The sequence below is a fragment of the Micromonospora sp. NPDC049175 genome (assembly GCF_043197345.1).
GTDB lineage: Bacteria > Actinomycetota > Actinomycetes > Mycobacteriales > Micromonosporaceae > Micromonospora.
The window spans coordinates 84,134-107,616 of record NZ_JBICSY010000013.1 but is presented as its reverse complement, the minus strand read 5'-3'; the positions used below and the strand labels follow the sequence as shown (position 1 = coordinate 107,616).

Here is a 23,483-nt window from a genome sequence, read left to right as displayed (position 1 = left end):
ACGTGATCCGCACCGCCCATCAGCCTCGGCCGTCGACACGTCGCCGGGTCCGTCGCACGCTGGCCGCCTTCACCGTCACGGCGTTGCTCACCGCCGGTTGCACGCTGCCGGCGTTCGCGCCACGCACCGAGGTGGAGGGTGCGGCCGCGCCGACCGGCAGCGCGCCCACCTGGCGGCCCTGCCCGGACGTGCCCGAGGATCTGGTCGGGCGCGGCGCACCGGACATGCGCTACGAGTGCGCCCGGATCGCGGTGCCCCGCGACTGGGGCACCGGCGGCGGGGCGAGCGCCGGCCCGGGCGCCGGGCAGACCTTCGAGATCGCCCTGCTGCGGGCCCGCTCCACCAAACAGCGCGACCGGGTCGGCTCGCTTGTGATCAACCCGGGCGGCCCGGGCGGCTCCGGCGTCGACACCGCCGTCTACCTCTCCTTCGGTCCCCAGTTCGGCGGGCTGCCCACCTCGATCACCGAGCGCTTCGACATCGTCGGTTTCGACCCGCGCGGGGTCTCCCGGTCCAGCCCGGTGAAGTGCATCTCCGACGCCGACCTGGACACCAGTTTCGGTTTCGACCCCGACCCGGCGAGCCAGTCGGAGTTCGACGACTTCGTCGGCCTGAGCCAGCGGATCGGGCGCGGCTGCGGCGACCGGTACGGGGACCAGTTGCCGTTGTACGGCACCGAGCAGGCTGCCCGCGACATGGACGCGGTGCGCGCCGCGGTGGGCGACGACAAGCTCACCTACCTGGGCTACTCCTACGGCACGCTGCTCGGCGCCACGTACGCCCAGCTCTACCCACAGCGGGTGCGGGCGCTGGTGCTCGACGGCGCCGTCGACCCGCAGCAGCGGCTGGTCGAGGGCTCGGAGAGCCAGGCCCGCGGCTTCGAGCGGGCCTTCACCAACTTCACCCGCTGGTGCGCGGCGAACGCCGCCCGCTGCCCGATCGCCCCGGACGCCCGCGCCGCGGTCACCTCGGCCATCGACAAGGCCAAGGCCTCCCCGGTACGCGGGGCCCGCGGGCGGGAAGCCACCGCCGGCTGGGTGTTCTACGCGGTCATCTCGTCGCTCTACACCGAATCGGGCTGGCAGGAGCTGGCCCAGGCGATCGACAAGCTGGCCGAGGGCGATCCGAAGGACGTGTTCCGGCTCGCCGACGCGTACGCCGGCCGCGGCGACGACGGGCGTTACTCGAACCTGTTCGACGCCAACCTGGCCATCAACTGCGCGGACGAGACGGAGAAGCCGAGCCGGGAGCAGATCCGGCAGTTGCAGTCCGAGTGGCGGGGGAAATATCCGCTGTTCGGGCCGGCGCTGGCGGTCGGCATGCTGAGCTGCGTCGAGTGGCCGGGCGGGCGTGACCCGTACCCGACTGGAAAGGCCAACGGCGCGCCGCCGATCGTGGTGGTCGGCACCACCGGCGACCCCGCGACGCCGTACGAGCAGACGCCACGGCTCGCGTCCATGCTGGGCGTCGGTCGGGTGCTGACCTGGGAGGGCGAGGGGCACACCGCGTACCCGCAGACGTCCTGCATCACCGACGCGGTCGACGCCTACCTGATCGACCTGACGGTGCCGCCGGAAGGGAAGCGCTGCCCGCTCCGCTGACCGGCTGGGTCGGCGGCAGCGGGGGCAGGTCGATCCCCTGCCGGGTGGCCAACTCCTCCAACAGCGCCCGCATCCGGCGTACGTCGGCCTTGAGCTGCTCCTGCTCCTCATGCTCGAAGGCGTTGTCGTCGACGATGAGCCGGCTCGCGAAGTGCGCGGTGATCAGCGGGATGACCAGCAGCACCATTGTCGAGATGAGCAGCGCGGCCAACGTCCGGCCCGCCCAGGTGGTCGGCGAGATGTCGCCGTACCCGACGGTGGAGGCGGTCACCACCGCCCACCAGACGGCGTCGGCCGGGCTACGCTCCTCGACCTCGCCGTAGATGACACCGGCTACCACGATCATGAGCAGGTACGAGGTGATCAGCGTGCGGGGCGAGTTGGCGAACCACACCAAAGCCCGGTATATCCACCGGAACGGCAGTAGCAGGAGCTCCATGCCGCCCCATGTTGCCCGTCGCCAGCAAGTAGCGCCGGCCCACGCTCGCCAGTGCCGGTTCGATCCCCGCCGCTGTGCCAGGATCACCGGCATGAGCGACGTGATCTACCGGGAGGCGGTCCGGGCTGACCTGCCCGCCGTCATCGCCCTGCTCGCCGACGACGTGCTGGGCAAGGCCCGCGACCTCACCGAGGTCGACGAGGCCTACGAGAGGGCGTTCGCGGCCATCGACGCGGACCCGCGCAACCAGCTGATCGTGGCGGAGCAGGCCGGCGACCTGGTCGGCTGCCTGCAGATCACCTACATCCCGGGCCTGGGTCGGCACGGCGCGGAGCGGTCGCTGATCGAGTCGGTCCGGGTCCGCTCGGACCGGCGCGGCGAAGGGCTGGGCCGGGGCCTGATGACCTGGGCGGTCGACCAGGCTCGGCAGCGTGGTTGCGCGCTGGTGCAGCTCACCACCGACAAGGCCCGCACCGACGCCCACCGCTTCTACCTGGGCCTCGGCTTCGTGGCCAGTCACGAGGGCATGAAGCTCGCGCTCTGACCGGAGCCGGACTATGTTCGCTGCCATGAGTGCGCCGGCGACGACCGACGGTGGGCAGCCGCGCGCGTCGTGGAATTGGGCGGGCCGCGCGCTCCTGGTCGTCGGCGTCCTGCTGGTCGTCGTCGCGTTCCGGCTGCCCGCCTGGCGGAGTGTCTACCCCGGCTGGACGGATGTCACCCCGGGCACGAGGCTGATCCACTATTCGCTGCCGTTCGCGGTGATCGCCGCCGTGTTCGCGGTGCTGTCGCTCGCCAACGCCGGTCCGTCCCGCTGGGTGTGGCAGCAGACCAGCCTGGGGATGCTTGTTTCCAACGTGCTCGCCTGCGGCAGCCTCACCGGCGTGTTCTGGTACCTCCAGGCCAATGACCCCTACGTCGAGGAGGAACCGCTCGTCACCGGGCCGGGCGTCGGGACCCTGCTGGCCCTGCTGGGCTGCCTGCTGATCCCGCTCGCCGGCGCCCTCCCCAACGGCCGCAGGGGCGCCGGCCGGGCCGACCAAGCGACGTAGGGAGACGTAACGACCGCCGAAACGCCACGCGGACGACGCACCCACCCAGTCGCACCTCGGCACCTGTAGAGCTGCCCCGGATCTGGGGCAGCGAGTCGCGCCAACGCCAGGCCGGCGAAAGGCCACCGCCCGGCCTACCGCGTGGTCCAGATCTGGGGCAGCTCTACAGGGAGCGAGCACACCCCTTCAGTCGCCGCCGACCGAGTCCGCAGCCCACGACCCACAGCCCACGGCCTTTGGCCCGGAGCCACAGCCGAGGGCGCAGCGGTCAGTCGTCGACCAGGCGACCGTCGCGCAGCACGAGCACCCGGTCGGCGAGGTCGATCAGGGCCGGGTCGTGCGTGGCCACCAGCGCCGTCATGCCGCGCGCGTGCACCACCGCGCGCAGCAGGTCCATGATGGACCGGCCCGTCTCCGAGTCGAGCTGACCGGTGGGCTCGTCGGCGATGAGCAGATCCGGTTCGTTGGCCAGGGCTCGGGCGACCGCGACCCGCTGTTGCTGCCCACCGGAGAGCTCGTACGGGCGTTGGGCCGCGTGCCCGCCCAGGCCGACCATCTCCAGCAGCACCGCGACCCGCTGCTCCCGCTCGGCGGCCGGCACCTGCGCCAGCCGCAACGGCACACCCACGTTCTCGGCGGCGGAGAGGATCGGCACCAGCCCGAACGTCTGGAACACGAACCCGACGGTGCCCCGGCGCAGTCGCAGCAGCTCCGCCTCGCCGGCCGAGGTCACGTCGTGCCCGGCCACCACCACCTGACCGCTGTCCGGGCGGTCGAGACCGCCGATCAGGTTCAGCAGCGTGGTCTTGCCGGCCCCGGACCGGCCCCGGATGGCGACCAGCTCGCCCCGGTTGGCGCTGAACGAGACGTCCCGCACCGCGTGTACGGCGTGCTCGCCCCGGCCGAAGGTGCGGCTCACCCCGCTGACCCGGACCACCTCGGCCGGTTGCGCGGCGGGTCCACCGCCGAGCCCGGCCGCACCGGTCACCACCATGTCCCGACCACTCATGCCCGTGCCCCCCGCTCGTCCGCGGCCCGGTCGCCGGGCCGTACCTGCACGTGATCCGGCTCCAGATCGAGCCGGACCCGCTCCTTCAGCGCGAGCGCGTCGACGAATGCGGCCGGTAGCTGCATCCGGCCGTTGCGGTCCAGCACCGCGTACTCCTCGCTGACCAGCTCGGTGTTGCCGTCCGCGTCGGTGCGGGCGGTTCGGCGTACCTCGGAGGCGGTCCGGCCGTCGCGGATCGCGACGGTCCGGCGGACCTGCGTGGCCACGGCGTGGTCGTGGGTCACGACCACGATTGTCACGCCCAGCTCGGCGTTGATGGTGCGCAGCGCCGCGAAGACCTCGGCGCCGGTCGCCTCGTCCAGTTCACCTGTCGGCTCGTCGGCGAACAGCACCTCCGGATCGTTGGCCACCGCCACCGCGACCGCACACCGCTGCTGCTCGCCGCCGCTGAGTTGCCCCGGCCGGCGGTCCGCGCAGTAGCCCACGCCGACCATGTCGAGCAGCTCCCGGGCCCGCTCCCGGCGGGCCCTGCCGCCGCGTTTGCCGGCCAGCTGCATCGGCAGCTCGACGTTCTCCAGGGCGGTGAGGTACGGCAGCAGGTTGCGGCCGGTCTGCTGCCAGACGAAGCCGACAAGTTCCCGCCGGTAGCTCAGCCGCCGCTTGGTGGACAGTGAGAGCAGGTCGTAGTCGGCCACCCGGGCGATGCCGGCGGTCGGCGTGTCCAGGCCGGAGAGGATGTTGAGCAGTGTCGACTTGCCCGAGCCGGACGCGCCGACGATCGCCACCAGCTCCCCCCGGTCGATGACCAGGTCGAGCCCCTGCAGGGCGACCACCTCCACCCCCTCGGTCTTGAAGATGCGCACCAGACCGTCGCAGACGATGTGTCCGCGCAGTCGGTCCTGGCCGCCGGCCCGCTCGGCGGCACGAAGCGCAGCCCGCTGTTGCAGGGAGGCCAGGTCGGGCACCAGTGAAGTCTGGGCAGTAGCGGTCATCTCAGCTCTCCTCTCCGAGCCGAAGCACCTCACCGAGGCGCAACCGGCGGTTGTTCAGGGCCTCGACGGCGACCGCGAAGCCGAGGGCGACGACCCCGAGCGCGAGCACCGCCGCCACCAGGCCGGGCTCGAAGGCCACCCGGACCGGCATGCCGCTTGTGAACGCGGACAGGCCGAGCACCGGGTTGAGCAGCAGGGGCAGCACCGCACCGACAAGCGCGCCGGTCAGCACCGACACCCCGACCAGCGGGGCCAGCTCGACAAGCAGCAGCCCGCGCCACTGCCGGCGGGACAGCCCGAGGGTACGCAGCCGGGACAGCACCTGGCCGCGGGCCCGCGCGCCGGCCAGCACGGTGAACGCGATGGCCAGCAGCCCGAGCACGGAGCCACCGACGGCACCGGCCAGGAACCCGAAGGCCAGTACGCCGTTCGCGCCGCCCGCGCCGAGATCCCGGCGGACGTCGGCCCGGGTGTCGACGACGACCCCGAGCGGGCGTGCCTCCCCGGTGACGGCGCCCTGCTGCTGGTACCTCAACTGTCCCTGGTCACCGACGCGGCGAAGCGCCTCGGCGTCCAGCCGATCACCGGCGACGAGCAGGCTGGTGGCCACGGGCGTGGTGGTGTGCGTGGGCAGCGCCTGCCACGGCAGGATGACGAACCGGTCGGTGTCCCCGGACAGCAGCGGGAAGCTCTCCTCGCTGCCGGCGACCCGGAACTCGTAGCGCTGGCCCTGCACCGAGATGAAGGCGGAACTGTCGAGTCCGGCCTTGGCGAGATCGGCGGCGACCTCCGGCGAGACGATCGCCGGCACCGGCCCCGGCTCGGACCGGGCGGTGCGCAGCGTGGCCGGTAGCGGCAGATCCACGGCCGATGCCCGGGCCACCGTGGCCAGTTCCGGGCCGTCGATCAGCAGCACGGCCGTCTCGCCGAGCCGTGCGTCGGTGCCGAGTTCGTCGGCCGCCAGCCGCTCGTCGGACGCGAACAGCACTCCGGTGGCGTCCGAGACCCCCGGCAGGCGACCCAGCTCGTCGATCGTGTCGGGGGCGAAGCGCTCACCTCGGATCACCGCGTCGGCGGGCACGATCCGTTCGGCCGCCCGGTCCCGGCTCGCGTCGACGCCGGCGGCGACGACCGCGCAGAACGCCGCGGTGCCGATCGCGAGCACCACGACGACAAGCGGGGCCGCGACCGCCGACCGGCCGGCCCGCGCCGTGCCGAGGAAGGCGACGCTGCCCCTCCTCCGCGCGGCCAGCCGGCTGACCAGCAACAACGGCCAGGGGTACGCCCGCAGCGCGAGCACCGCCGCGGCGATCGCGAGCAGCACCGGCACCGACACCAGCAGGGGGTCCACCTCACCGAGGGTGAGGCCACGTCGACGCAGCAGCACCGCGGCGAGCACGGCGAGCAGCAGCACGGACACCTCGACGGTGAGCCGGCGGGTCGACGGGCGCATCCGGACCAGGTCGCGGCGGGACGACCCGCCGGTCGGCACGGCCAGCGTGGCAAGCGGCAGGGCCAGGGTGACCAGGACGGTCGCGGCGATCGCGTACGGCGTGCTCGGGTCCGGGGCGCCCGGGAACAGGGTGCCCAGCCACCAGCCGAGCGCGGCGGCGACCGGCACCACGAGCAGCGACTCGGCGAGGCTTCGCCGGGCACCGGCCGTGGTTCCGCCGCCGCGCGCCCGGATCAGCACGAACTCCGTCCGGCGCCGCCGGGTGGCGAGGGTGGCGGCGAGCACGATCAACCCGGCAAGCGTCGCCAGTACGCCGGCCTCGATCACCGCCAGCAGGGTCCGCGCGGCGTTCACCTGGGCGGCGAACGCGCGCAACGGAATGTCGATGCCCTGGGCCAGCGACAGGTCTGCCGGTTTGCTCCGCTGCGCTTCCTGGAGACCGTCGATCAGCTTGTCCAACTGCCGCACATCGATCTTGTCGGCGTCCAACCGGTACCGCCAGCTGGACCGGATCGGCCACCCCGCCGCGGCCCGCTTGTCGAGTGCCGACTGGGCGACGAACCCGGAGGCGACGAACGGCTGACCGTCCCCCTGCGGCGGGATGATCTGCAGCATCGGCGGCAACCCGTCCCAGCTGCCACCCGTTCGGTCGACGGGGCGGAACAGCCCGACCACTGTCAGCGGGACGGCGTCGCGGAGCCGGTTCTGCGCATCGACCCGGCCGATGCGCAGTTGGCTGCCGGTGCGCAGGTTGAGTTTGCCGGCCACGTCGACGTCGAGCGCCACCTCGATCGGCCGGTCGGGAAGGTACGTCTCGCTCGGCCACGCCCCCTCGACGAGGGTGCTGGCGTCCTGGGCGTCGGGCATGCCCCGCAGACCCAGGTCGACGAGCAGGTTGCGGGCCGCGAGGTCCGGCCCGACCACCCGGCCCGGTTCCGCGTCCACGGTGTACCACCGCTGGGCCACCGCCGAACGCACCTGCGGCGGCAGGTCCGCGGCCAGCGCGTCGAACCGCTCGCGGGCGTAGGCAATCGCCGGCTTCAGGGCGGGGGCGGTCCCCACGCCCGTGGTGTACGAGAGATCCCGGCGTGCCGGCAGCTCGCTGGTGAGCTGAGCCCGAAGCCCCTCTTCGGCGAGCTGGTTGACCAGCCGGGGCACGCCGCTGATCAGCAGCGTGACCACGAGGGTCAGCACCGCCAGCAGCAGGAACTGCCCGCCGTACGCCCGGACCCGCCGGACCGCCGCGCCGACGCTCATCGTTCTCCCCCGATTCGCAGTTGCACCGCCGCCACCCGTTGACGGATGCCGGCGGCGATGAACGCGCTGAAGGCGAGCGCCGCCAGCAGCAGACCGACCGCGGTGAGACCGATCGGCACCCAGGGCAGCGCGAACGTCGCCGGGGGGATCGGCCGGCCAGCGGCCGGGGTGAGGATGACAAGGGGGGCCATGGTGGCTCCGACCGCGGCGCCGAGCAGCAGACCGACACCCACGCCGATGCCGGCGAGGAAGGCCTGTTCGGCCAGCAGCGCCCGAGCCAGCAGTCGGGGCGTCGCGCCGAGGGTGTTCAGGACCGCGAACTCGCTGAGCCGGCGTCGGGCGGTTGCCCACACGTCCACCATCAGGCCGACGATGGCGAGCAGCACCGCGCCGAGCGCCGCGGCGAGCATTCCGGTACGCGAACCCTGCCAGTACGGGTCGTCCGCCGCGGCGGTGATCTCCGCTTCGCGGTTGAGGACCGTGACTCCCGGCAGCTCGTCGGCCGCTCCGGCGGCGGCCGTCGCGTCGGTGGCGCCGATCCACCACTCCGGTGTCGGGCGGACCGTCCCACCGGAACCGAGAAGCACGTCGACCGCCGCCGGCAGGTCGAGCAGGACGCCCTCGCCGGTGGTGGTCGGCACGGATTCGAGTTCACCGACCAGGTGGGCCCGCAGCGTCACCCCGGAGAGCACCAGCTCGACGGTGTCGCCCACGCGAATGCCCAGCGCGTCGCGTACCCCGGGGGTCATCAGCACCGGGACGGCGGCGGCGGGTCCGCCCGCCACTCCCGGCACGACGACGAACCGGCTCGCCGGCCGATCCATCCGAGCCCCCTCGGTGAGCAGCTGGACGGGGCGGTCGGTGACGAGCCCGGCGCCGCTCGCCTGCACCAGCGTGCGCGGCCCACCGGGCCACGTCGCCGTCCAGTCACCGGGCAGCTCGGCCGGCCGGGCCGTGCCGCCGGCATCGACAAACGCCAACCCTTCCACCTGGAACCCGTAGGACATGCCGCCCGCGTTCCCGGTGTCGGCTTCGAAGCCCGCCAGCCGCAGCCGTGCTCCGCCCACGTCCGGCAGCGTGACCCTGAACCGGCTGGCCTGCCCGGTGCTCGGCGCGTCGACCGCCGGCAGCCGGAGGGCGAGGCCGTCGGCGGTGGTGAACAGCAGCGCCACCGCGATCCGGTGCGGCTCGGCGGTTTGCGTGAACGGCGTACGGACGGAGCCGGTGACGGCCCAGGTGCCCGCCGGCAGTTCGACTCCCCCGATGGCGGCGCGCGCCTGGATCATGCGCTGGTACTGCTCCGACACCGGATCGTCGCTGAGCCGGTCGGCGAGTCGGACGACCCCGGGGGCGCTGGCCGGGTCGATACCGATCACGGTCACCGGCAGGTCGTCCCGGCCGACCCGGATGTCGTCCCGCCACGCCGGCAGCACCCGGTTGACGCTCGGCAGCGCGGCGAGTTCCCCGGCCCGGGTGAGCGGGGCCGCCCCGGCTCGCTCGGTGACCCGCAGGTCGGCGCCGACCGTGTGCCCGGCCTGCTCGACCTGGGACCGCTCCCCCGTGCTGATCAGGGACCAGGCCAGAGTGCTGCCACCGACGGCGAGGGCGAGCAGCAGCACCGGGCCGGCGTGCGGGCGCCGACCGGCCTGCCACATGCCGAACATGGTGGCCGTCCAGGGCCGCCGGTCGACGAAGCGCTCGGCGAACCGGGTGACCGGTGGCAGCACCCGCAGTGCCAACACGGCGCCCGCCAGCACCCCGAGCGTCGGGGCGGCGATCAGCAGCGGGTCGAGTCCGAGCCGGCCGCCCGAGCCGGCCAGCGGCGAGGCGTACCGGCGTAGCTGCACCCAGGCGAGCACGGCGAGCGCGACGAGCACCAGGTCGACGCTGGCCCGCTGAACGCTCGCCGACCGGTTCGGGCGGGACCGGGCGGCCATGTCGGCCACATACGTGCCGGCGCCGCGCAACGTCGGCGCGACCATGGCCACCAGGCAGCCGGCCGCCGCGGCCGCGGCGGCAGCCCAGACCAGCGTGGCGTTGCCGCCGGCGGCGGACAACTGCTCGGCACCGCCGGGTCGGACGAATCGCAGTGCCACGGTGGCGATCACGGGCGCGAGCAGGACCGCGGGGGCGACCACAAGTGTCGCCTCGCGGGCGGCCAGGCCGGCCAACTGTCGGCGGGCGGCGCCGCGGGCACGCAGCAGCGCGGTCTGCGCGCGCCGGTCCTCGTGCAGCAGCGCGGCGACGAGCACCAGCGCGTACCCGCCGAGCACAAGGATGAGCAGCAGCGGGGTGGCCAGCGCGGAACGGCCGACCAGGTCGGCGCGACCGATCCGGTCCAGCAACTGCGGCATCTTGGTCACCGCCTGGGCGGAGGTGCCCATTTGGGCGGCTTCGGGCACCCCCGTGGACGCCTCGGTGAGGGCTTTCCGCACGGCGGGAAGATCGGCCACGTCGAGGCTGCCGAGTTCCGGTTCGACGAGCCAGGACGCCGACACCGAGCCGGGGAAGATGGTCGCGAAGTCAGCCGGGTCGAGGACGAACGGCCCGTACGACGTGCCGGACCCGGCGCTGCCCGTCCCCACCCCGGGGGCCAACAGCCAGTACGCCTCGGCCGGGTCGCGGGGCCGCCAGGTGCCGGCGAGCACCAGTTCGCTGCGCCGTTCGGTGGCCCGGTCACGCACCGGGATGCGTTGGCCGACGCTGAGACCCAGCGCACCCGCGGCCCGTTCCGGGAGGCTCACCTGGGTGGGGTTCGCCCCGGGGGTGGGCCACGCGCCGCCGGTCAGCTCCGCGTGCTCGGCGAGGCCGTCGAGGGTGGCCAGGTTGGCGAAGACGGGTTCGTCGCCGGTACGCGGCACGGATCCGAGCGAGCCGGTCAGCTCCCGCCCGGTGCCGTACCGGGCGACCGAGACGCTCACCGGGACGCCGGCCAGCCCGTCGGTGAACTCGGCGCGGACCGCCCCGTCGCGGGTGGCGAACTCGGCCGCGTCGCGCCCGCCCGACCCACTGACCAGGAGGCCGCGTTCCTCGGCCGGCGAGGCGGCCACCAGCGCCCGCTGCCCGGCATCCACCGCCCGACGGTTGTAGTCGGACAGCCCGGTGACCAACGCGACGGCGACCAGGGCCGCGATCACCGCGGCGACCAGCAACCCCCGCGCCTCTCGGGCACGCCTCCACACCAGCTTCATCCGACGCCTCCCCTGGCCCTGACGGGCCGACGACCATCAAGACAGGCCACCCACCGGGAAAGGTTCGCGCCCGTTACATGATCGTTATTACGGGAGGGATCGGCGCAGGCTGCCCGCGCCTCGGAAGACTGCCGGCTCGCGCCTCGGGACGGCTGTCGGCTCGTGCCTCGGGACGGCTGTCGGCTCGTGCCTCGGAAGGCTGCGGGCCCGCGCCTCGGGGACGGCTGGTTAGTTGCCGCCTCGCACGGTACGGATGCCGAACGCCACCGCTCCGAGGACGAGCACGACGCCCAGAAGCTGGAGACCCGGCGAGTCGTCGGCCTCCCCGAGCACGATGCCGGCGATGCCGACGGCGACCGCGAGAATGACGCCGACGGTCAGGACGTACCTCATGGGGTTTCCTCCTCGACCCACTCGAGCAGGTCTCCGGGCTGGCAGCCGAGGACCCGGCACATCGCCTCCAGGGTGCTGAAGCGGACGGCCTTGGCGCGGCCGTTCTTGAGCACCGCCACGTTGGCCGGCGTGAGCCCGACCCGCTCGGCGAACTCGCCGACGCTCATCTTGCGCTTGGCCAACTCGACGTCGATGCGGACGACGATGGGCATCAGATCACCGCCTCCATGTCGGTCCGCAGCGTGGTTGCCTGCCGCAGCAGCGCACGCATCACCACCATGAGGAGCCCGAGCACCGTGACACCCATCGTGAGCAGGAACAGCAGGATCGGCACGCCCGGGTCGTCCGCGTTGAAGCCGACGTAGAGGAAGACGCCCACGAGCACCACCCACGCGGCGCCGACGGCCCACACGATCAGGTCGACCCACCGCAGGGACGCTTCGGTGAAGATGCGGTCGTTCTTGACCAGGCTGAGCAACTTCCACGTCGACACGATGACCACCTGGACGCACAGCACCCAGAACACCGTGATGGCGGTCAACGGCCACCTGAGGTACGCGTCCTCCGGCGACTCCTGGGCCATGTGCGCGAACTGCCCGGGCAGCGAGAACGTCTGGAACCCGATCAGGACCACGAACAGCACCCCGAGGAAGACTCTGAGAGCGGCTACCGCTCGATGCTCTGTAACCATGCATCGAGTTTCGCTCGTTACCTATCGAAAGTCAATCGCCCTGCCGACTGTCGGCCTCGGTCTGCGGCGGCGTCGGACCGGGGGCCGGCCTGGCCTTCTGGGGGTGGACGGTCTCGTGGCGAGCCAGCATGGCGACGAACTCGGCGATCTTCCGCGCGCGGGTCTCCGCCCGCTTCACGGCGTTGAGCCGGTGGATGAGAGTGAACCGGTTGGTCTTGGTGAGGACGTCGAACATGGCCTGCGCCGCGGGCTCGGCGGCGATGGCGGCGAGAAGGTCGGCCGGCACCTCCGCTTCCGACGACGGAGCGTAGGCAGCCGACCATCGCCCGTCCGCCTTCGCGGCTTCCACCACGGTGCGACCCGCGGGCTGCATGCGCCCGTCCGCCTCCAGCCGGGCCACGTGGGCGACGTTGCGTTGGGACCAGGAACTGCGGGACCGGCGCGGGGTGTACCGGATCCAGGAACTCTCCTCATCCCGCTTCCGGGCCTGCCCGTCGATCCAGCCGAAGCACAGGGCCTCGTCCACCGCCTGCTGCCAGGTCACCGTCGTGACCGTGCCGCCCTTCTTGGTCAGGGCGAGCCAGACACCCGGTGACGTGGAGTGGTTAGCCGACAACCACGCGCGCAGGGCGTCGGCGTCCGCGACGATCAACTCATCCAACTCAGCGCTCACCATGCCGGCAGGCTAACCACCACGACCGACACCGACGCCACGGCCGACGCCACGGTCACGGCACGGCCACAGTCACGGCCGACGCCACGGTCACGGCCGACGCCGGCCGGCCCACCCGCTGGCCGCGTCCGCAGCCCTCTGACCGAGCACCTAGCATCGTCGCCATGGCAACGCGGCTCGTGCAGATCAACATGAAGGCTCGGAACGACTCCGCCCTCGGCGGTTTCTGGGCGGAGGCGCTCGGCTGGGGAATCTCCAGCGAGGGACCAGGCGTGACAAACCTCGAACCCGAGGGCTTCACCTACCCCGATCCTGTCGCCGTCTGCGTCGACCTCGTCGTCTCGGCGGAACCCAAGACGGTGAAGAACCGGGTACACGTCGACCTCGCCACCACCTCGGCGGCCCACCAGACGGAGCTGGTCACGCGCCTGCGGGATCTCGGCGCGACACCCGCCGACATCGGCCAGGGCGACGTGCCATGGACGGTCCTGGCAGACCCGGAGGGCAACGAGTTCTGCGTGCTGGAACCCCGACCGCGCTACCGGGACACCGGGCCGATCGCCGCCGTGGTGGTCGACTGCGCGGACCCGCGAGCCATGGCCAGCTTCTGGGACAGGGCCACGGACTGGACCCTGCACGAGGTGACCGACGACAGCGCGGTGCTGCGCTCCGCCCAGGGCGTCGGCCCCTATCTGGAGTTCATCCGTACGCCTGACGTGAAGTCCGGGTGGAACCGCGTCCATCTCGACGTCCGCCCGTACCCGGGTGACGACCTGACGGTCGAGGCGGCCAGGCTGCGGACTCTCGGCGCCACCGCCGTCGACCTGGGTCCGAACGAGGTCCCGTGGACGGTCCTCGCCGACCCGGAGGGCAACGAGTTCTGCCTCCTCACCCCGGCCTGACCCGAACCCGGCCACCCGCACCCGAACCCGGCCACCCGCGCGGCGCGGCCACCATTCATCCCCGCAACCCGAACCCGGCCACCCGCGCGGCGCGGCCACCGATCATCCCCGCAGCGCGGCCACCGGCCCCGCCCGGACGCTGCGACGCACCCGGGGGCGGCAGCGACGGATGGCCGCGTGGAAGGCCGGCGCGTCCGGGTCGCCGGATCCCCGCGCGGCCTCGCACCTCGCTGCCGGCTTCGGGCCGCTGGGCATCGGCTACGTCCACCGGTGGTAGTGGTTGCGGCGCGGGATCCGGTCGGGGTCGAGCCAGGCCGGCGGCACGAACTCCGGATGGCCGTCGCCCCCGAGCCGGACCGTCCACTCGGCGCGGTGCAGGTGCCGGTGGTGGTGGCCGCAGAGGAGCACGGAGTTGTCGAGACTGGTCGGACCGCCGTCGGCCCAGTGTCGAATGTGGTGGGCGGCGCACCACCGGGGTGGCCGGTCGCAGCCGGGAAAGGCGCAGCCGCGGTCGCGCAGCGCCAGCGCCCGTCGCAGCGGGCCGGTGACGAGGCGCCGTTGCCGGCCCACGTCGAGGACCTGGCCGGCGCCGCCGAGCACGGCGGGCAGGATGGCGGCGTCGCAGGCGAGCCGACGCACGGCCTCCGGGGTGAGGTGCGAACCGATGTCGAGGGCGCCGGCACCCAACTGCCGCGTCAGCCCGTCGTAGTCGGTGGTGACGACGAGCTGGGCCGCGTCGCCGCCGTGCTCGGGCAGGTCGCCGGTACGCAGCGCCGGCCGGCACACCTCGGCGAGGGCGTCGTGCCGGCGCTGGCCGGCGGTGCGGGTGTCGTCGGGCCCGCAGGGAGCGCTGAGCGGGTCGATGGCGGCGCGCACGAGCGCGGCGGTCTCCGCGTCGAGGGTGCCGCGCAGCCGTAGCCGCCCGCCGGACCGCTCGGAGACGGTGACGTGCCGGTCGCGGGCGGCCCGCGCGGCCTCGGCCCCCAGGGCCGCCGCGGCGGCGTCGGCGATCTCGGGTGCGACGTGGTCGAGGATCCGGCTGCCGAGCTTGCGCAACAGGGTGGGGTCGAACTGCTCGGCCCAGTCGACAAGCACGCCCACGGCCTTGTCGGCGACCTCGACCCCGGCGTGGGCCGACACGGTGGCGACCGCCTCGGCGATGACCCGGGCCTGCTCCACGCTGACCGCCCCGCTCGCCATCGCGTCACGCACGGCGGGAGGGGCCACGTCGAGCGAGGCGGCGAGGCCGACCAGTCGACGGGCGGCGGCAACGTCGAGTCGTAGGCGGTGACGCAACCAGACGGTCGTGGAGCACGCGCCCTGCGCGACCGCGGTGCCCCGACCGTCCAGCTCCCGGACGAGCGCCACCTGCGCCGCCGACAACCGCTGCTGAAGGCGGTGCGTGGCGTCGAGCGCCGCGATCAGCTCATGCTCGGCGAGCGCCCAGACGGACGCGTCGGCGCAGCTCGCCACCGCACTCTCCGCCTGAGCCAACTCATCGATCACCAGCAAAACTTAGAACAGGTGTACGACAACTTCACCCCACAGCATTCGTCTGGCTTCGGATCATCTGGTGTCATACGATCGTCCGATGACATCGCTCCCCGCCCCCGCGCCGTGGACGGACGCCCTTCCCGAGGCGACACCACCGGCCGGCATGGCGATCTACCAACTCCCCACGGGCACCTACGAGACCCGGGCGGCATTCGCCCTCCGTGGGGGCTCGTTCCGGGACAAGCGGCAGTTCGCGGCCACCGCCATCCTCGTGACGCACCCGTTCGGTGACTTCCTCATCGACGCCGGCTTCGGCGCCGACGTCGCCGCGCATGTCGCCATGCAGCCGCGGTTCGCCCGCGCCCCGTTCCAGGCGACCCGGACGGTGAGCCAGCAGTTCGACGACAGCGGTTACGACCGCACCAGGCTCAGCGGAGTCTTCCTGACGCACTCGCACTGGGACCACGCGAGCGGCCTGGACTCACTCGACCTCCTGGTCTGGATGAACCGGGGTGAGCTTGCGTACGCCGGCAGCGACAGTGACGGCAAGGTTTTCCGCGCCGTCTCCCCCGGCCACGAGATCCACGAATACTCCTTCGACGGCCCCGCCCATCTCGGCTTTCCCGCGAGCTTCGACGTGCACGGTGACGGGTCACTGGTGCTGGCGTTGGCCGGCGGCCACACGACGGGGTCCGTGGTCGCGTTCGTGACCCTCCCGTCGGGACAGCGCTACGCGTTCATCGGTGACCTGACCTGGCAGCTCGATGGCATCCACCGCAGAGTCGAACGACCCTGGCTGCTGCGTACCCTCGCCGACAGCGACCCCGCCCAGGTGCGACAGGGCATCCTGCGGTCGGCCGCGCTGACCGAGCTGATGCAGGTGGTCCCCGCGCACGACCGCCGCGCCTACGAGGGCATTCCGCTCCTCCCGGGAGCGGCGCGATGAGCGAGAGCACCGGAGGCGGCGCGATGACCGAGGGGCCGGCACCGACGCTCGACTCCGAGATCACCTGGCTGCTGCATCGCGCCGCCCAACGAATGCACGTGGTGACGGGCGAACAAGCCGAGAGGCACGGCCTGCACCTGCGGGACTACATCGTGTTGAGTGCGCTGGACAAGACACCCGGGCTGACCCAGGTCGAGTTGGCCAGAGCGCTCGGCCTCGACAAGACCACGCTCATGACCCAACTGGATCGACTCGAGCGGGCCAGTCTCGTCGTACGCCACTCCGATCCCCAGGACCGCCGCAGGCGCATCCCGGCGATCACCTCCGCGGGCGACGACGTACGGGCGGAGGTCGCCAGCGCCAGCGACGAGGCGGAGCGGAACGCGATGGCCGGCTTCAGCGCGGTCGAGATCGCACTGTTCCGCCGGATGCTGTTCACGATCATTGGCACCAGCACCGACCCGGGCTCCTGCCTCTGACGCCGAGGCTTCGCCGCTCAGCCCGCTCAGGCGTTGTCGTCCGGGGCGCGTTTGGCGCGGCTGGGCTGCACCCGCTTGGGTTCGCCGGGCATCTTCGGGTGGTCCGGTGGGTACGGCAGGTCGCCCTGGCCGGCGGCGGCGTCGCGGTCGGCCAACTCCAGCAGCGGCGTGATGTCCCACGGTGCGTCGTCGATGCCGGCGTGCGGGTCGCCGCGCTCGGCGAGCCGGGCCGGCACGGTGCGCAGGTCGAAGTCGTCCGGGTCGACGTCGGGCAGCTCGTCCCAGGTGACCGGGGTCGAGACGGTGGCCCGCGCGTTGGCCCGCAGCGAGTACGCGCAGGCGATCGTCCGGTCCCGGGCCATCTGGTTGAAGTCGACGAAGACCCGGGTGCCGCGCTCCTCCTTCCACCAGGCGGTGGTGACCAGGTCGGGGTTGCGGCGCTCCACCTCCCGGGCGAGCGCGATGGTGGCCCGGCGCACCTCGGTGAACGTCCAGCGGGGCTGGATCCGCAGGTAGACGTGCACGCCGCGACCACCCGAGGTCTTCGGCCAGCCGGTCGCGCCCAGCTCGTCGAGGAGCGCGCGGACCTCCGCGGCGGCCCGCGCCGCGTCGGCGAAGTCGGTGCCGGGCTGCGGATCCAGGTCGATGCGCAGCTCGTCGGGGCGGTCGACGTCGGCGGCGCGCACCGGCCAGGGGTGGAAGACGATGGTGCCCATCTGCGCCGCCCAGGCCACGTGCGCCAGGTCGGCCGGGCACAGCTCCGCCGCGCCGCGACCGCTGGGGAAGGTGATCTGCGCGGTCGTCACCCAGGGCGGCACCCCTCGGGTGGGCACCCGCTTCTGGAAGAACGCCTCACCCTCGACGCCCTCGGGGAAGCGCTGCAGCGTGGTGGGCCGCTCGCGCAGGGCGCGCATGATCCCGTCGCCCACCGCGAGGTAGTAGTGGAAGACGTCCGCCTTGGTGAAGCCCCGCTGGGGGAAGATCACCCGATCGGGACTGCTCAGCCGTACGGTGTGCCCGGCCACCTCGACCTCGGTGACCGCTGCCTTGGTGCCCGCCATCTCGCGACCTTATGCCACACCCCCGACGTTCGACGTACCGTTGACGGGTGAGTCTTGACGACAACGAGCTGCCCCGTACCGACGACGAGTGGCGGGTCCGGTTGACCCCCGAGGAGTTCCACGTCCTACGGGAGGCCGGCACCGAACGCCCGTGGGTCGGCGAGTACGTGGACACGAAGACCCAGGGGGTCTACCACTGCCGCGCCTGCGGGCTGGAGCTGTTCTCCAGCGACACGAAGTTCGACTCGCACTGCGGGTGGCCGAGCTTCGACGACGCCATCCCGGGCCGGGTGAAGGAGATCGAGGACCGCAGTCTCGGGATGGCGCGCACCGAGATCCGCTGCGCCCGCTGCGACAGTCACCTCGGGCACGTCTTCCACGGCGAGGGCTTCACCCCGAAGGACACCCGGCACTGCGTCAACTCGATCTCGGTCCGGCTGGAACCTCGCTGACCTGAGCAGACCTGACCTGAGCAGAGCTGACCCGAGCTGACCTGAGCCGTCCCGGCGCGCTGGCGCGTGCTCACGGCGTACCCCCGAGCAGCTCGACCTCGGCGGTCCGGGACTGCTCGATCCGCCGGGCCAGGTCGCGGACCTGCTCGTTTCTACCGACGCCGACCTGGGCTCGGGCCAGGTCGGCCGCCGCACGCTGGTGGTCGGCGAGCACCTCGCGCAGTGCCCGGTCGACGTCCGCGTCGGGCGCGGTCCGCAGCCGGTCGAGCGCGGCGGCGTCGCCGTGCCCGTCGTGCTGGTGCGCGCCCGCGCTGGCGCCCGGCCCGGCCGTGGGTAGCCAACCGCGCATCGCGGACAGCTCGTCGGCCTCGGTCGCCTCGATGGCGGCCGCCAGGGTGCGCAGCGCGTCGTCGCGCACCCGGTCCCGGGCCAGCGCGACGATCTGCAGGGTGCGTTCGCTGTGCCCGACCATCGTGGTCAGGAAGACCACGTCGATCCCGCTCATCGCGTCCCCGGCGACCGCGGACCCCGCGCCCCCGGATCCGGGCGACGCCGTCCCCACCGGGGACGCGGGGGCCGGTTGCGGCACGACCGGCGTGCTCGACGTGGGCGTTTCGCCGCAGGCCGCGGTGAGCAGCAGCGCGGCGGCAATTGACACCAGACGGGTACGACGGGGCATGCCGGGTGCTCCGTTCACGCGGGGACGGCGACACGGGTGCGGCCACCGGCCGCACCCGTGGGGTCAGACCTGTTGCCAGAGCGCGGGTACGTTCGGCGGCTCCCAGCCGGGAATCGCCGTGTGCGCCTGCCGGCAGCGGTACGTCCGTCCGCCGTAGGTGGCCTGGTCAGCGACCTGGTACGCCCGGCCCGCCGTCCAACTGCCGCCCGGGGCGGGCGTCGTGGTCGGGGTGGCGGTCGGGGTGGGCCGCGGGGTGGGTGACGCGCTCGGCGTGGGGCTCGGGTTCGACCCACCGCCGATCTGCACGTCGATGCAGGAGTAGAAGGCGTTCGCGGTGTCGGAGATGTTCCACACCGCGAGGATCTTCTGCCGTCCGGAGAAGCCGCCCAGGTTGACGGTGTGCGAGACCGTCGCGCCCGGCTGCTGGTTGTTGCCGTTGACCACGCCGACGCGGGTGTTGCCGATCCAGTATTCCCAGTTGCTGGTGGCGTGGCGGGCGGTGTTCACCCAGGTGAAGGTCAGCGAGCTGCCGACCGAGGTGGCCGGCCAACCCCGGCTGTCGTCGTTGAGGACGGCGAACTGGGCGATGCCGGCGTTGCAGCTGCGCAGCCCCTTGGGCCCCTCGACGCTCTGCGGCTCGTACCTGATCTGCCCGCAGTCGGGCACCCGGCCCTGCGCGCAGAGCGCCTGCCGGCTGGGCGGGGCGGAGACGTAGCCGTGCGCCTGCGCGGGAACGGCGACGGTGAGGGTGGCGGCGACAGCACCGGCCGCCACCAGCGGGATGGTGATTCTTCGACGCATCGGGGCGGCTCCTTCTCCGGGGTCCGGTGGGGTGCCCCCAACATAATTTAAACATTGTTAACAGTAAAGACTCCCATCGATAAATCCATCGATGCTGACGACTCTGCCGTCAGAACGCAGAGGACGACTCCGTCGTCAGAACGCAGCAGGACGACTCCGTCGTCAGAGCGGGACAGGACGACTCCGTCGTCAGAGGCGGAGCAGGCTGCCCCGGTCGTCGACCTGGTCGGCCGACTCGTCGTCCAACCAGAGGCCGCCGGCGGCGAGGTAGCGGAACACGTGCTCCCCCGGCGGGAGTCGCACGGTGACCGTCCGCAGGCCGTCGCGGCGGACCACCAACTCGTGTCGGCCCGGCTCCCAGTCGTTGAAGGAGCCGACGACGCTCACCGGGCCGGGCGGGGAGTCCCGGGGCAGGCAGAAGGTCACCCGGGTCTGGCTGCCGAAGAGTTTGTTGCGCTTGATCACTGTGACCCTCCGGGGGTTGCGGCGGTTCACCTGACACAACGGACAACACGCCGGAGCCGACACGCCGCACCGGTGGCCGGAGAGCGGCATTTCGGTCCGCGCGCGACCAGGTTTCCGGCATTCTGGGACGAAACGGCGCAATGAGGGAGGTTGACCATGGCCACGTGCGAGGTCTGCGGCAACGACTACTGGATGGCGTTCGAGGTGCACACCGTCAGCGGCGACGTGCACACCTTCGACTCGTTCGAGTGCGCGATCCACCGGATGGCCCCGATCTGCGAGCACTGCCAGGTCAAGATCGTCGGGCATGGCGTCGAGGTCAACGGCCGCTTCTTCTGCTGCGGACACTGCGCCCGCGCGGTCGAGGGCGCCGAGGGCGCCGAGATCCGCGACGCCGTCGGCGCACGCCCGGCCTGACCACCCACCCGGCCGGACCACCCGCCCGCGCGATCGCGCCGGCCGGCCGAAAGGCCGCGCCCGATCCCACGATCCTGCGGTACGGTCGTCGCCATGCGGCCGCTGCTGTGCGTTCTTCCCCCGCCGCGCTCCTGAACGGAGCGCCGCACCTGCCGACCGGGTGACCGACCCGGCTCGGCCCCCTGCCGTACGCGCTCCGTCGACGTCGTCCCCGTCAACGGCTCACCCTTCGGAGCGCCCCCGTGTCCCTCTCCCGTACCGTGCCGCCGGCCGCCCCGGCCACGGCCACCAGTCCGGCCCGCACCGGCCTGATCCAGATCACCGTCACCGGCGTGCTGTGGGGCACCACAGGCGTGGCGGTGCAACTCCTGCGCGACAGCACCGGGCTCAGCCCGGTGAGCATCGGGTTCCATCGCCTCGCGATCGCCGCTCTCGTCCTGCTGGCGTGCACCGCCGGTCGGCTCGGCACGCTCTGGTCCGCGGTGCGCGCGGCACCCGTACCGCTGCTGCTCACCGGCCTCGGCCTCGGCCTCTACCAGGCGCTCTACTTCGCGGCGGTGGCGTGGGCCGGCGTCAGCGTCGCCACGGTGGTCAGCCTGGGCCTGGCCCCGGTGCTCGCCGCGACCTGGGAGTCGGTGCGCGCCCGCCGGCTCCCCGGCCCGCTGCGCCTCGCCACGCTCGTCGCGGCGGTGGTCGGTCTCGCCCTGATCACCGGGGCGACGGCGGACCCCACCGCCGAGGTGCCCGCGCCGTTGCTCGGCCTGCTCGCGGCGGCCGGCTCCGGCCTCGGGTACGCGGTGACCACCCTGATCAGCCGGCAGGTGTCCCAGCACGTCGCACCGATGACGCTGACCACCATCTCCACCGTGGTCGGAGCGCTGACCCTGGCCCCGTTCGCCGTGGTCGCCGGGGTCGGCGTGCCGGTCCGCCCGGACACCGTGGCACTGCTGCTGCACCTCGGCGTGATCACCACGGCGGTGGCGTACGCGCTGTTCTACGCCGGGCTGCGCACCACCCCGGGCAGCGTCGCGGCCGTGGTGACCCTGCTCGAACCGCTCACCGCGGCGGCGCTGGCGGTGGCGCTGCTGCACGAGCCGTTGCCGCTCCCGGTCGTCGGCGGCGGCGTCCTGCTGCTCACCGCCGTGGCCGCCACCTACCTGGCACCTCGACCGCGCGTCCCCTGAGGCGGCCTACCATCGTCGGATGCCCTCGCAGACCACCGAGATCCGGACGGCGTCCTTCGCCGACCTGAACGCCCGCACCTTCCACGACCTGCTCAAGCTGCGCATCGACGTGTTCGTGGTGGAACAGAACTGCCCCTACCCGGAACTCGACGGGCGCGACGTCGAGCCGGGCACCCGCCACCTCTGGCTGACCGACGGCGGCGCCCCGCTGGCGTACCTGCGAATCCTGGCCGATCCGGACGGCGCCGCCCGGATCGGTCGGGTGGTGGTCGCCCCGGAGGCGCGCGGCGGCGGGCACGCCGGCCGGCTGATGAGCGCGGCGCTGGAGGTGGTCGGCAACCGGCCCTGCGTGCTGGACGCCCAGTCGCACCTGGTCGCGTTCTACACCCGGCGCGGCTTCGCGGTCAGCGGCCCGGAGTACGTCGAGGACGGCATCCCGCACACGCCGATGCGACGCGATGTCATTGACGACTGACGATCGAGCTGGCATGGTTCCGAGGAGAGCCGTCGCGGGAGCCAGCGAATAGGCGCGGGAGTGGGCAACTCCCGCCGGTCCGGGTGTCGTCGTCCGACCTCATCCCCCCGGGGGCTCCATGTCCACTCTCACCCGATCACGACGCGTGCTCTGGTTGTTAGCCATCGTGGCGACCAGCACGCTCCTGTTGACGACCGCTCTGAACACCATGCGGGCCCAGCCCGCCTCCGCGCACGGGTCGGTCGTCGATCCGGCCTCGCGCAACTACAGCTGTTGGCAACGGTGGGGCGCCGAGTTCCAGAACCCCCGGATGGCCACCGAGGACCCGATGTGCTGGCAGGCCTGGCAGGCCGACCCGCAGGCCATGTGGAACTGGAACGGCCTGTTCCGCGAGGGCGTGGGCGGCAACCACCAGGCCGCCGTCCCCAACGGCCAGCTGTGCAGCGGCGGTCGCACCCAGAACGGTCGCTACAACGCGCTGGACACCATCGGCGCGTGGAAGACCACAGCGGTGTCGAACAACTTCCGGCTCCGCTTCTTCGACGGGGCCAGTCACGGCGCCGACTACATCCGGGTGTACGTGACCAAGCAGGGCTTCGACGCACTCACCGAGCCGCTCGGCTGGGACGACCTGGAGTTGGCCGGTCAGATCGGCAACACGCCGGCCTCCCAGTGGAACCCGGACACCGGCGGCGTCTCCATCCAGATCCCGGTGAACGCGCCCGGGCGCACCGGTCGGCACATCGTCTACACCGTCTGGCAGGCCAGCCACTTCGACCAGTCGTACTACCTGTGCAGCGACGTCACCTTCGGCGGCACGAGCACCACGCCGCCGCCCACCACGCCCCCGCCGACGACGCCGCCGCCGACCACGCCCCCGCCGACCACGCCCCCGCCGACCACGCCTCCGCCCACCACCCCGCCGCCGAGCACCCCGCCGCCGGCCGGGGCCTGCACGGCGACGTACCAGGTCACCGGCCAGTGGTCCGGCGGCTTCCAGGCCGAGGTGAAGGTGAGCGCGGGCGGCTCGCCCACCAAGGGCTGGTCGGTGAGTTGGAACTACAACAACGGCCAGCGGGTCACCTCGTCGTGGAACGCGACGGTCAGCGCCAACGGCTCGCTCGTCACCGCACGCAACGCCGACCACAACGGCACCCTCGCCGCCGGCGCGAGCACCACGTTCGGGTTCCTCGGCTCGTGGAACGGCAGCAACCCGGTTCCGCTGGTCTCCTGCACGTCGACCGGTTGACCTCCGGCCGGGGGCGCCCCCCCGGGGGGGGGGGGGCCCCGCCCGCGGGGTTGGCCGGTGGTTAAAAACAAGGGGGAGCCACGGGGGTTTTAACAAGCCCCAAAAACCGGGGGGGCCGGGGCCCCCCC

The 23,483-nt window shown here is 72.8% G+C and carries 25 protein-coding genes; 11 read left to right on the top strand and 14 right to left on the bottom strand.

From position 1 onward, the window contains the following. Positions 1–59: 59 nt before the first annotated feature. Positions 60–1,601 carry an alpha/beta hydrolase gene (locus tag ACGFH8_RS33055; RefSeq protein WP_393375158.1) on the top strand — a complete coding sequence of 514 codons (1,542 nt, stop codon included), beginning with the start codon at positions 60–62 and terminating at the stop codon, positions 1,599–1,601. On the opposite strand, the gene ACGFH8_RS33050 is transcribed toward ACGFH8_RS33055, so the two are convergent. Then, positions 1,528–2,040, bottom strand: coding sequence for a potassium channel family protein (locus ACGFH8_RS33050; protein WP_393375085.1), 513 nt, complete (start codon positions 2,038–2,040; stop codon positions 1,528–1,530). The genes ACGFH8_RS33055 and ACGFH8_RS33050 overlap by 74 nt on opposite strands. Before the next feature lie 91 nt (positions 2,041–2,131). Here ACGFH8_RS33050 and ACGFH8_RS33045 point away from each other — a divergent pair, with 91 nt between their 5' ends. Then, on the top strand, positions 2,132–2,584 hold the full coding sequence (locus ACGFH8_RS33045) for a GNAT family N-acetyltransferase (RefSeq protein WP_393375084.1): 453 nt from the start codon (positions 2,132–2,134) through the stop codon (positions 2,582–2,584). Positions 2,585–2,609: 25 nt separating this feature from the next. After that, the gene (locus ACGFH8_RS33040; protein ID WP_393375082.1) at positions 2,610–3,092 is read left to right on the top strand and encodes a hypothetical protein; all 483 of its coding nucleotides are present in this window, start codon (positions 2,610–2,612) and stop codon (positions 3,090–3,092) included. A gap of 268 nt (positions 3,093–3,360) precedes the next feature. On the opposite strand, the gene ACGFH8_RS33035 is transcribed toward ACGFH8_RS33040, so the two are convergent. From ACGFH8_RS33035 to ACGFH8_RS33000, 8 genes are all read right to left on the bottom strand, one after another. Then, on the bottom strand, positions 3,361–4,086 hold the full coding sequence (locus ACGFH8_RS33035) for an ABC transporter ATP-binding protein (RefSeq protein WP_393375156.1): 726 nt from the start codon (positions 4,084–4,086) through the stop codon (positions 3,361–3,363). Positions 4,087–4,097: 11 nt separating this feature from the next. Continuing rightward, on the bottom strand, positions 4,098–5,093 hold the full coding sequence (locus ACGFH8_RS33030; RefSeq protein WP_393375079.1) for an ABC transporter ATP-binding protein: 996 nt from the start codon (positions 5,091–5,093) through the stop codon (positions 4,098–4,100). A 1-nt stretch (position 5,094) separates the two neighbouring features. Next, entirely contained in the window at positions 5,095–7,803 is a 2,709-nt protein-coding gene (locus tag ACGFH8_RS33025) for an FtsX-like permease family protein (protein ID WP_393375077.1), read from the bottom strand. After that, positions 7,800–10,994: an FtsX-like permease family protein gene (locus ACGFH8_RS33020; protein ID WP_393375074.1), complete on the bottom strand. Its 3,195-nt coding sequence runs from the start codon at positions 10,992–10,994 to the stop codon at positions 7,800–7,802. Before ACGFH8_RS33020 ends, ACGFH8_RS33025 begins: the two co-directional genes overlap by 4 nt. 228 nt (positions 10,995–11,222) lie before the next feature. After that, positions 11,223–11,387: a hypothetical protein gene (locus ACGFH8_RS33015; RefSeq protein WP_393375072.1), complete on the bottom strand. Its 165-nt coding sequence runs from the start codon at positions 11,385–11,387 to the stop codon at positions 11,223–11,225. Then, a complete protein-coding gene (locus ACGFH8_RS33010) occupies positions 11,384–11,599 on the bottom strand; it encodes a helix-turn-helix transcriptional regulator (protein ID WP_278138146.1) in 216 nt (71 codons plus the stop codon). Before ACGFH8_RS33010 ends, ACGFH8_RS33015 begins: the two co-directional genes overlap by 4 nt. After that, on the bottom strand, positions 11,599–12,078 hold the full coding sequence (locus tag ACGFH8_RS33005) for a DUF2975 domain-containing protein (protein WP_393375070.1): 480 nt from the start codon (positions 12,076–12,078) through the stop codon (positions 11,599–11,601). The genes ACGFH8_RS33010 and ACGFH8_RS33005 overlap by 1 nt, the downstream gene beginning before the upstream one ends. 31 nt (positions 12,079–12,109) lie before the next feature. Further along, a complete protein-coding gene (locus tag ACGFH8_RS33000) occupies positions 12,110–12,754 on the bottom strand; it encodes a YdeI family protein (RefSeq protein ID WP_393375067.1) in 645 nt (214 codons plus the stop codon). A gap of 161 nt (positions 12,755–12,915) precedes the next feature. Here ACGFH8_RS33000 and ACGFH8_RS32995 point away from each other — a divergent pair, with 161 nt between their 5' ends. Continuing rightward, positions 12,916–13,653, top strand: a complete 738-nt coding sequence (locus tag ACGFH8_RS32995; RefSeq protein ID WP_393375064.1) for a VOC family protein — start codon at positions 12,916–12,918, stop codon at positions 13,651–13,653. A gap of 258 nt (positions 13,654–13,911) precedes the next feature. Here ACGFH8_RS32995 and ACGFH8_RS32990 read toward each other — a convergent pair whose 3' ends face one another. Continuing rightward, a complete protein-coding gene (locus ACGFH8_RS32990) occupies positions 13,912–15,159 on the bottom strand; it encodes a DUF222 domain-containing protein (RefSeq protein ID WP_393375061.1) in 1,248 nt (415 codons plus the stop codon). Positions 15,160–15,244: 85 nt separating this feature from the next. Here ACGFH8_RS32990 and ACGFH8_RS32985 point away from each other — a divergent pair, with 85 nt between their 5' ends. Then, positions 15,245–16,093: an MBL fold metallo-hydrolase gene (locus ACGFH8_RS32985; protein WP_393375058.1), complete on the top strand. Its 849-nt coding sequence runs from the start codon at positions 15,245–15,247 to the stop codon at positions 16,091–16,093. Next, positions 16,090–16,572, top strand: a complete 483-nt coding sequence (locus ACGFH8_RS32980) for a MarR family winged helix-turn-helix transcriptional regulator (RefSeq protein WP_393375056.1) — start codon at positions 16,090–16,092, stop codon at positions 16,570–16,572. Before ACGFH8_RS32985 ends, ACGFH8_RS32980 begins: the two co-directional genes overlap by 4 nt. Positions 16,573–16,598: 26 nt before the next feature. Here ACGFH8_RS32980 and ligD read toward each other — a convergent pair whose 3' ends face one another. Then, entirely contained in the window at positions 16,599–17,633 is a 1,035-nt protein-coding gene (gene ligD / locus ACGFH8_RS32975; protein ID WP_393375055.1) for a non-homologous end-joining DNA ligase, read from the bottom strand. 47 nt (positions 17,634–17,680) lie between these two features. Between ligD and msrB the strand changes: the two genes are divergently transcribed. Then, a complete protein-coding gene (gene msrB, locus ACGFH8_RS32970; protein ID WP_357247712.1) occupies positions 17,681–18,085 on the top strand; it encodes a peptide-methionine (R)-S-oxide reductase MsrB in 405 nt (134 codons plus the stop codon). A 70-nt stretch (positions 18,086–18,155) separates the two neighbouring features. Here msrB and ACGFH8_RS32965 read toward each other — a convergent pair whose 3' ends face one another. The 3 genes from ACGFH8_RS32965 to ACGFH8_RS32955 all read right to left on the bottom strand — a co-directional run bounded on the left by ACGFH8_RS32965 (position 18,156) and on the right by ACGFH8_RS32955 (position 20,030). Further along, positions 18,156–18,764 carry a DUF305 domain-containing protein gene (locus ACGFH8_RS32965; protein ID WP_393375052.1) on the bottom strand — a complete coding sequence of 203 codons (609 nt, stop codon included), beginning with the start codon at positions 18,762–18,764 and terminating at the stop codon, positions 18,156–18,158. A 63-nt stretch (positions 18,765–18,827) separates the two neighbouring features. Further along, positions 18,828–19,565, bottom strand: a complete 738-nt coding sequence (locus ACGFH8_RS32960) for a lytic polysaccharide monooxygenase (RefSeq protein WP_393375049.1) — start codon at positions 19,563–19,565, stop codon at positions 18,828–18,830. 189 nt (positions 19,566–19,754) lie between these two features. Continuing rightward, entirely contained in the window at positions 19,755–20,030 is a 276-nt protein-coding gene (locus ACGFH8_RS32955; RefSeq protein ID WP_393375046.1) for an isoamylase early set domain-containing protein, read from the bottom strand. A gap of 156 nt (positions 20,031–20,186) precedes the next feature. Between ACGFH8_RS32955 and ACGFH8_RS32950 the strand changes: the two genes are divergently transcribed. From ACGFH8_RS32950 to ACGFH8_RS32935, 4 genes are all read left to right on the top strand, one after another. Further along, the gene (locus ACGFH8_RS32950; RefSeq protein WP_355051720.1) at positions 20,187–20,447 is read left to right on the top strand and encodes a Prokaryotic metallothionein; all 261 of its coding nucleotides are present in this window, start codon (positions 20,187–20,189) and stop codon (positions 20,445–20,447) included. A 242-nt stretch (positions 20,448–20,689) separates the two neighbouring features. Further along, a complete protein-coding gene (locus ACGFH8_RS32945; RefSeq protein WP_393375044.1) occupies positions 20,690–21,631 on the top strand; it encodes a DMT family transporter in 942 nt (313 codons plus the stop codon). A gap of 19 nt (positions 21,632–21,650) precedes the next feature. Next, positions 21,651–22,106 (top strand): GNAT family N-acetyltransferase, encoded by a 456-nt coding sequence (locus tag ACGFH8_RS32940; RefSeq protein ID WP_393375041.1) that lies wholly within the window; start codon positions 21,651–21,653, stop codon positions 22,104–22,106. Positions 22,107–22,224: 118 nt separating this feature from the next. Then, positions 22,225–23,355, top strand: a complete 1,131-nt coding sequence (locus ACGFH8_RS32935) for a lytic polysaccharide monooxygenase (protein WP_393375038.1) — start codon at positions 22,225–22,227, stop codon at positions 23,353–23,355. The last annotated feature ends 128 nt before the right edge of the window (positions 23,356–23,483 follow it).

Excerpts from the sequence above, each read along its gene's own strand:
- ACGFH8_RS33050 (WP_393375085.1), bottom strand. The coding sequence starts at position 2,040 with ATGGAGCTCCTGCTACTGCCGTTCCGGTGGATATACCGGGCTTTGGTG.
- ACGFH8_RS33045 (WP_393375084.1), top strand. The coding sequence starts at position 2,132 with ATGAGCGACGTGATCTACCGGGAGGCGGTCCGGGCTGACCTGCCCGCC.
- ACGFH8_RS33040 (WP_393375082.1), top strand. The coding sequence starts at position 2,610 with ATGAGTGCGCCGGCGACGACCGACGGTGGGCAGCCGCGCGCGTCGTGG.
- ACGFH8_RS33035 (WP_393375156.1), bottom strand. The coding sequence starts at position 4,086 with ATGGTGGTGACCGGTGCGGCCGGGCTCGGCGGTGGACCCGCCGCGCAA.
- ACGFH8_RS33030 (WP_393375079.1), bottom strand. The coding sequence starts at position 5,093 with ATGACCGCTACTGCCCAGACTTCACTGGTGCCCGACCTGGCCTCCCTG.
- ACGFH8_RS33025 (WP_393375077.1), bottom strand. The coding sequence starts at position 7,803 with ATGAGCGTCGGCGCGGCGGTCCGGCGGGTCCGGGCGTACGGCGGGCAG.
- ACGFH8_RS33020 (WP_393375074.1), bottom strand. The coding sequence starts at position 10,994 with ATGAAGCTGGTGTGGAGGCGTGCCCGAGAGGCGCGGGGGTTGCTGGTC.
- ACGFH8_RS33015 (WP_393375072.1), bottom strand. The coding sequence starts at position 11,387 with ATGAGGTACGTCCTGACCGTCGGCGTCATTCTCGCGGTCGCCGTCGGC.
- ACGFH8_RS33010 (WP_278138146.1), bottom strand. The coding sequence starts at position 11,599 with ATGCCCATCGTCGTCCGCATCGACGTCGAGTTGGCCAAGCGCAAGATG.
- ACGFH8_RS33005 (WP_393375070.1), bottom strand. The coding sequence starts at position 12,078 with ATGGTTACAGAGCATCGAGCGGTAGCCGCTCTCAGAGTCTTCCTCGGG.
- ACGFH8_RS33000 (WP_393375067.1), bottom strand. The coding sequence starts at position 12,754 with ATGGTGAGCGCTGAGTTGGATGAGTTGATCGTCGCGGACGCCGACGCC.
- ACGFH8_RS32995 (WP_393375064.1), top strand. The coding sequence starts at position 12,916 with ATGGCAACGCGGCTCGTGCAGATCAACATGAAGGCTCGGAACGACTCC.
- ACGFH8_RS32985 (WP_393375058.1), top strand. The coding sequence starts at position 15,245 with ATGACATCGCTCCCCGCCCCCGCGCCGTGGACGGACGCCCTTCCCGAG.
- ACGFH8_RS32980 (WP_393375056.1), top strand. The coding sequence starts at position 16,090 with ATGAGCGAGAGCACCGGAGGCGGCGCGATGACCGAGGGGCCGGCACCG.
- ligD (WP_393375055.1), bottom strand. The coding sequence starts at position 17,633 with ATGGCGGGCACCAAGGCAGCGGTCACCGAGGTCGAGGTGGCCGGGCAC.
- ACGFH8_RS32965 (WP_393375052.1), bottom strand. The coding sequence starts at position 18,764 with ATGCCCCGTCGTACCCGTCTGGTGTCAATTGCCGCCGCGCTGCTGCTC.
- ACGFH8_RS32960 (WP_393375049.1), bottom strand. The coding sequence starts at position 19,565 with ATGCGTCGAAGAATCACCATCCCGCTGGTGGCGGCCGGTGCTGTCGCC.
- ACGFH8_RS32950 (WP_355051720.1), top strand. The coding sequence starts at position 20,187 with ATGGCCACGTGCGAGGTCTGCGGCAACGACTACTGGATGGCGTTCGAG.
- ACGFH8_RS32940 (WP_393375041.1), top strand. The coding sequence starts at position 21,651 with ATGCCCTCGCAGACCACCGAGATCCGGACGGCGTCCTTCGCCGACCTG.
- ACGFH8_RS32935 (WP_393375038.1), top strand. The coding sequence starts at position 22,225 with ATGTCCACTCTCACCCGATCACGACGCGTGCTCTGGTTGTTAGCCATC.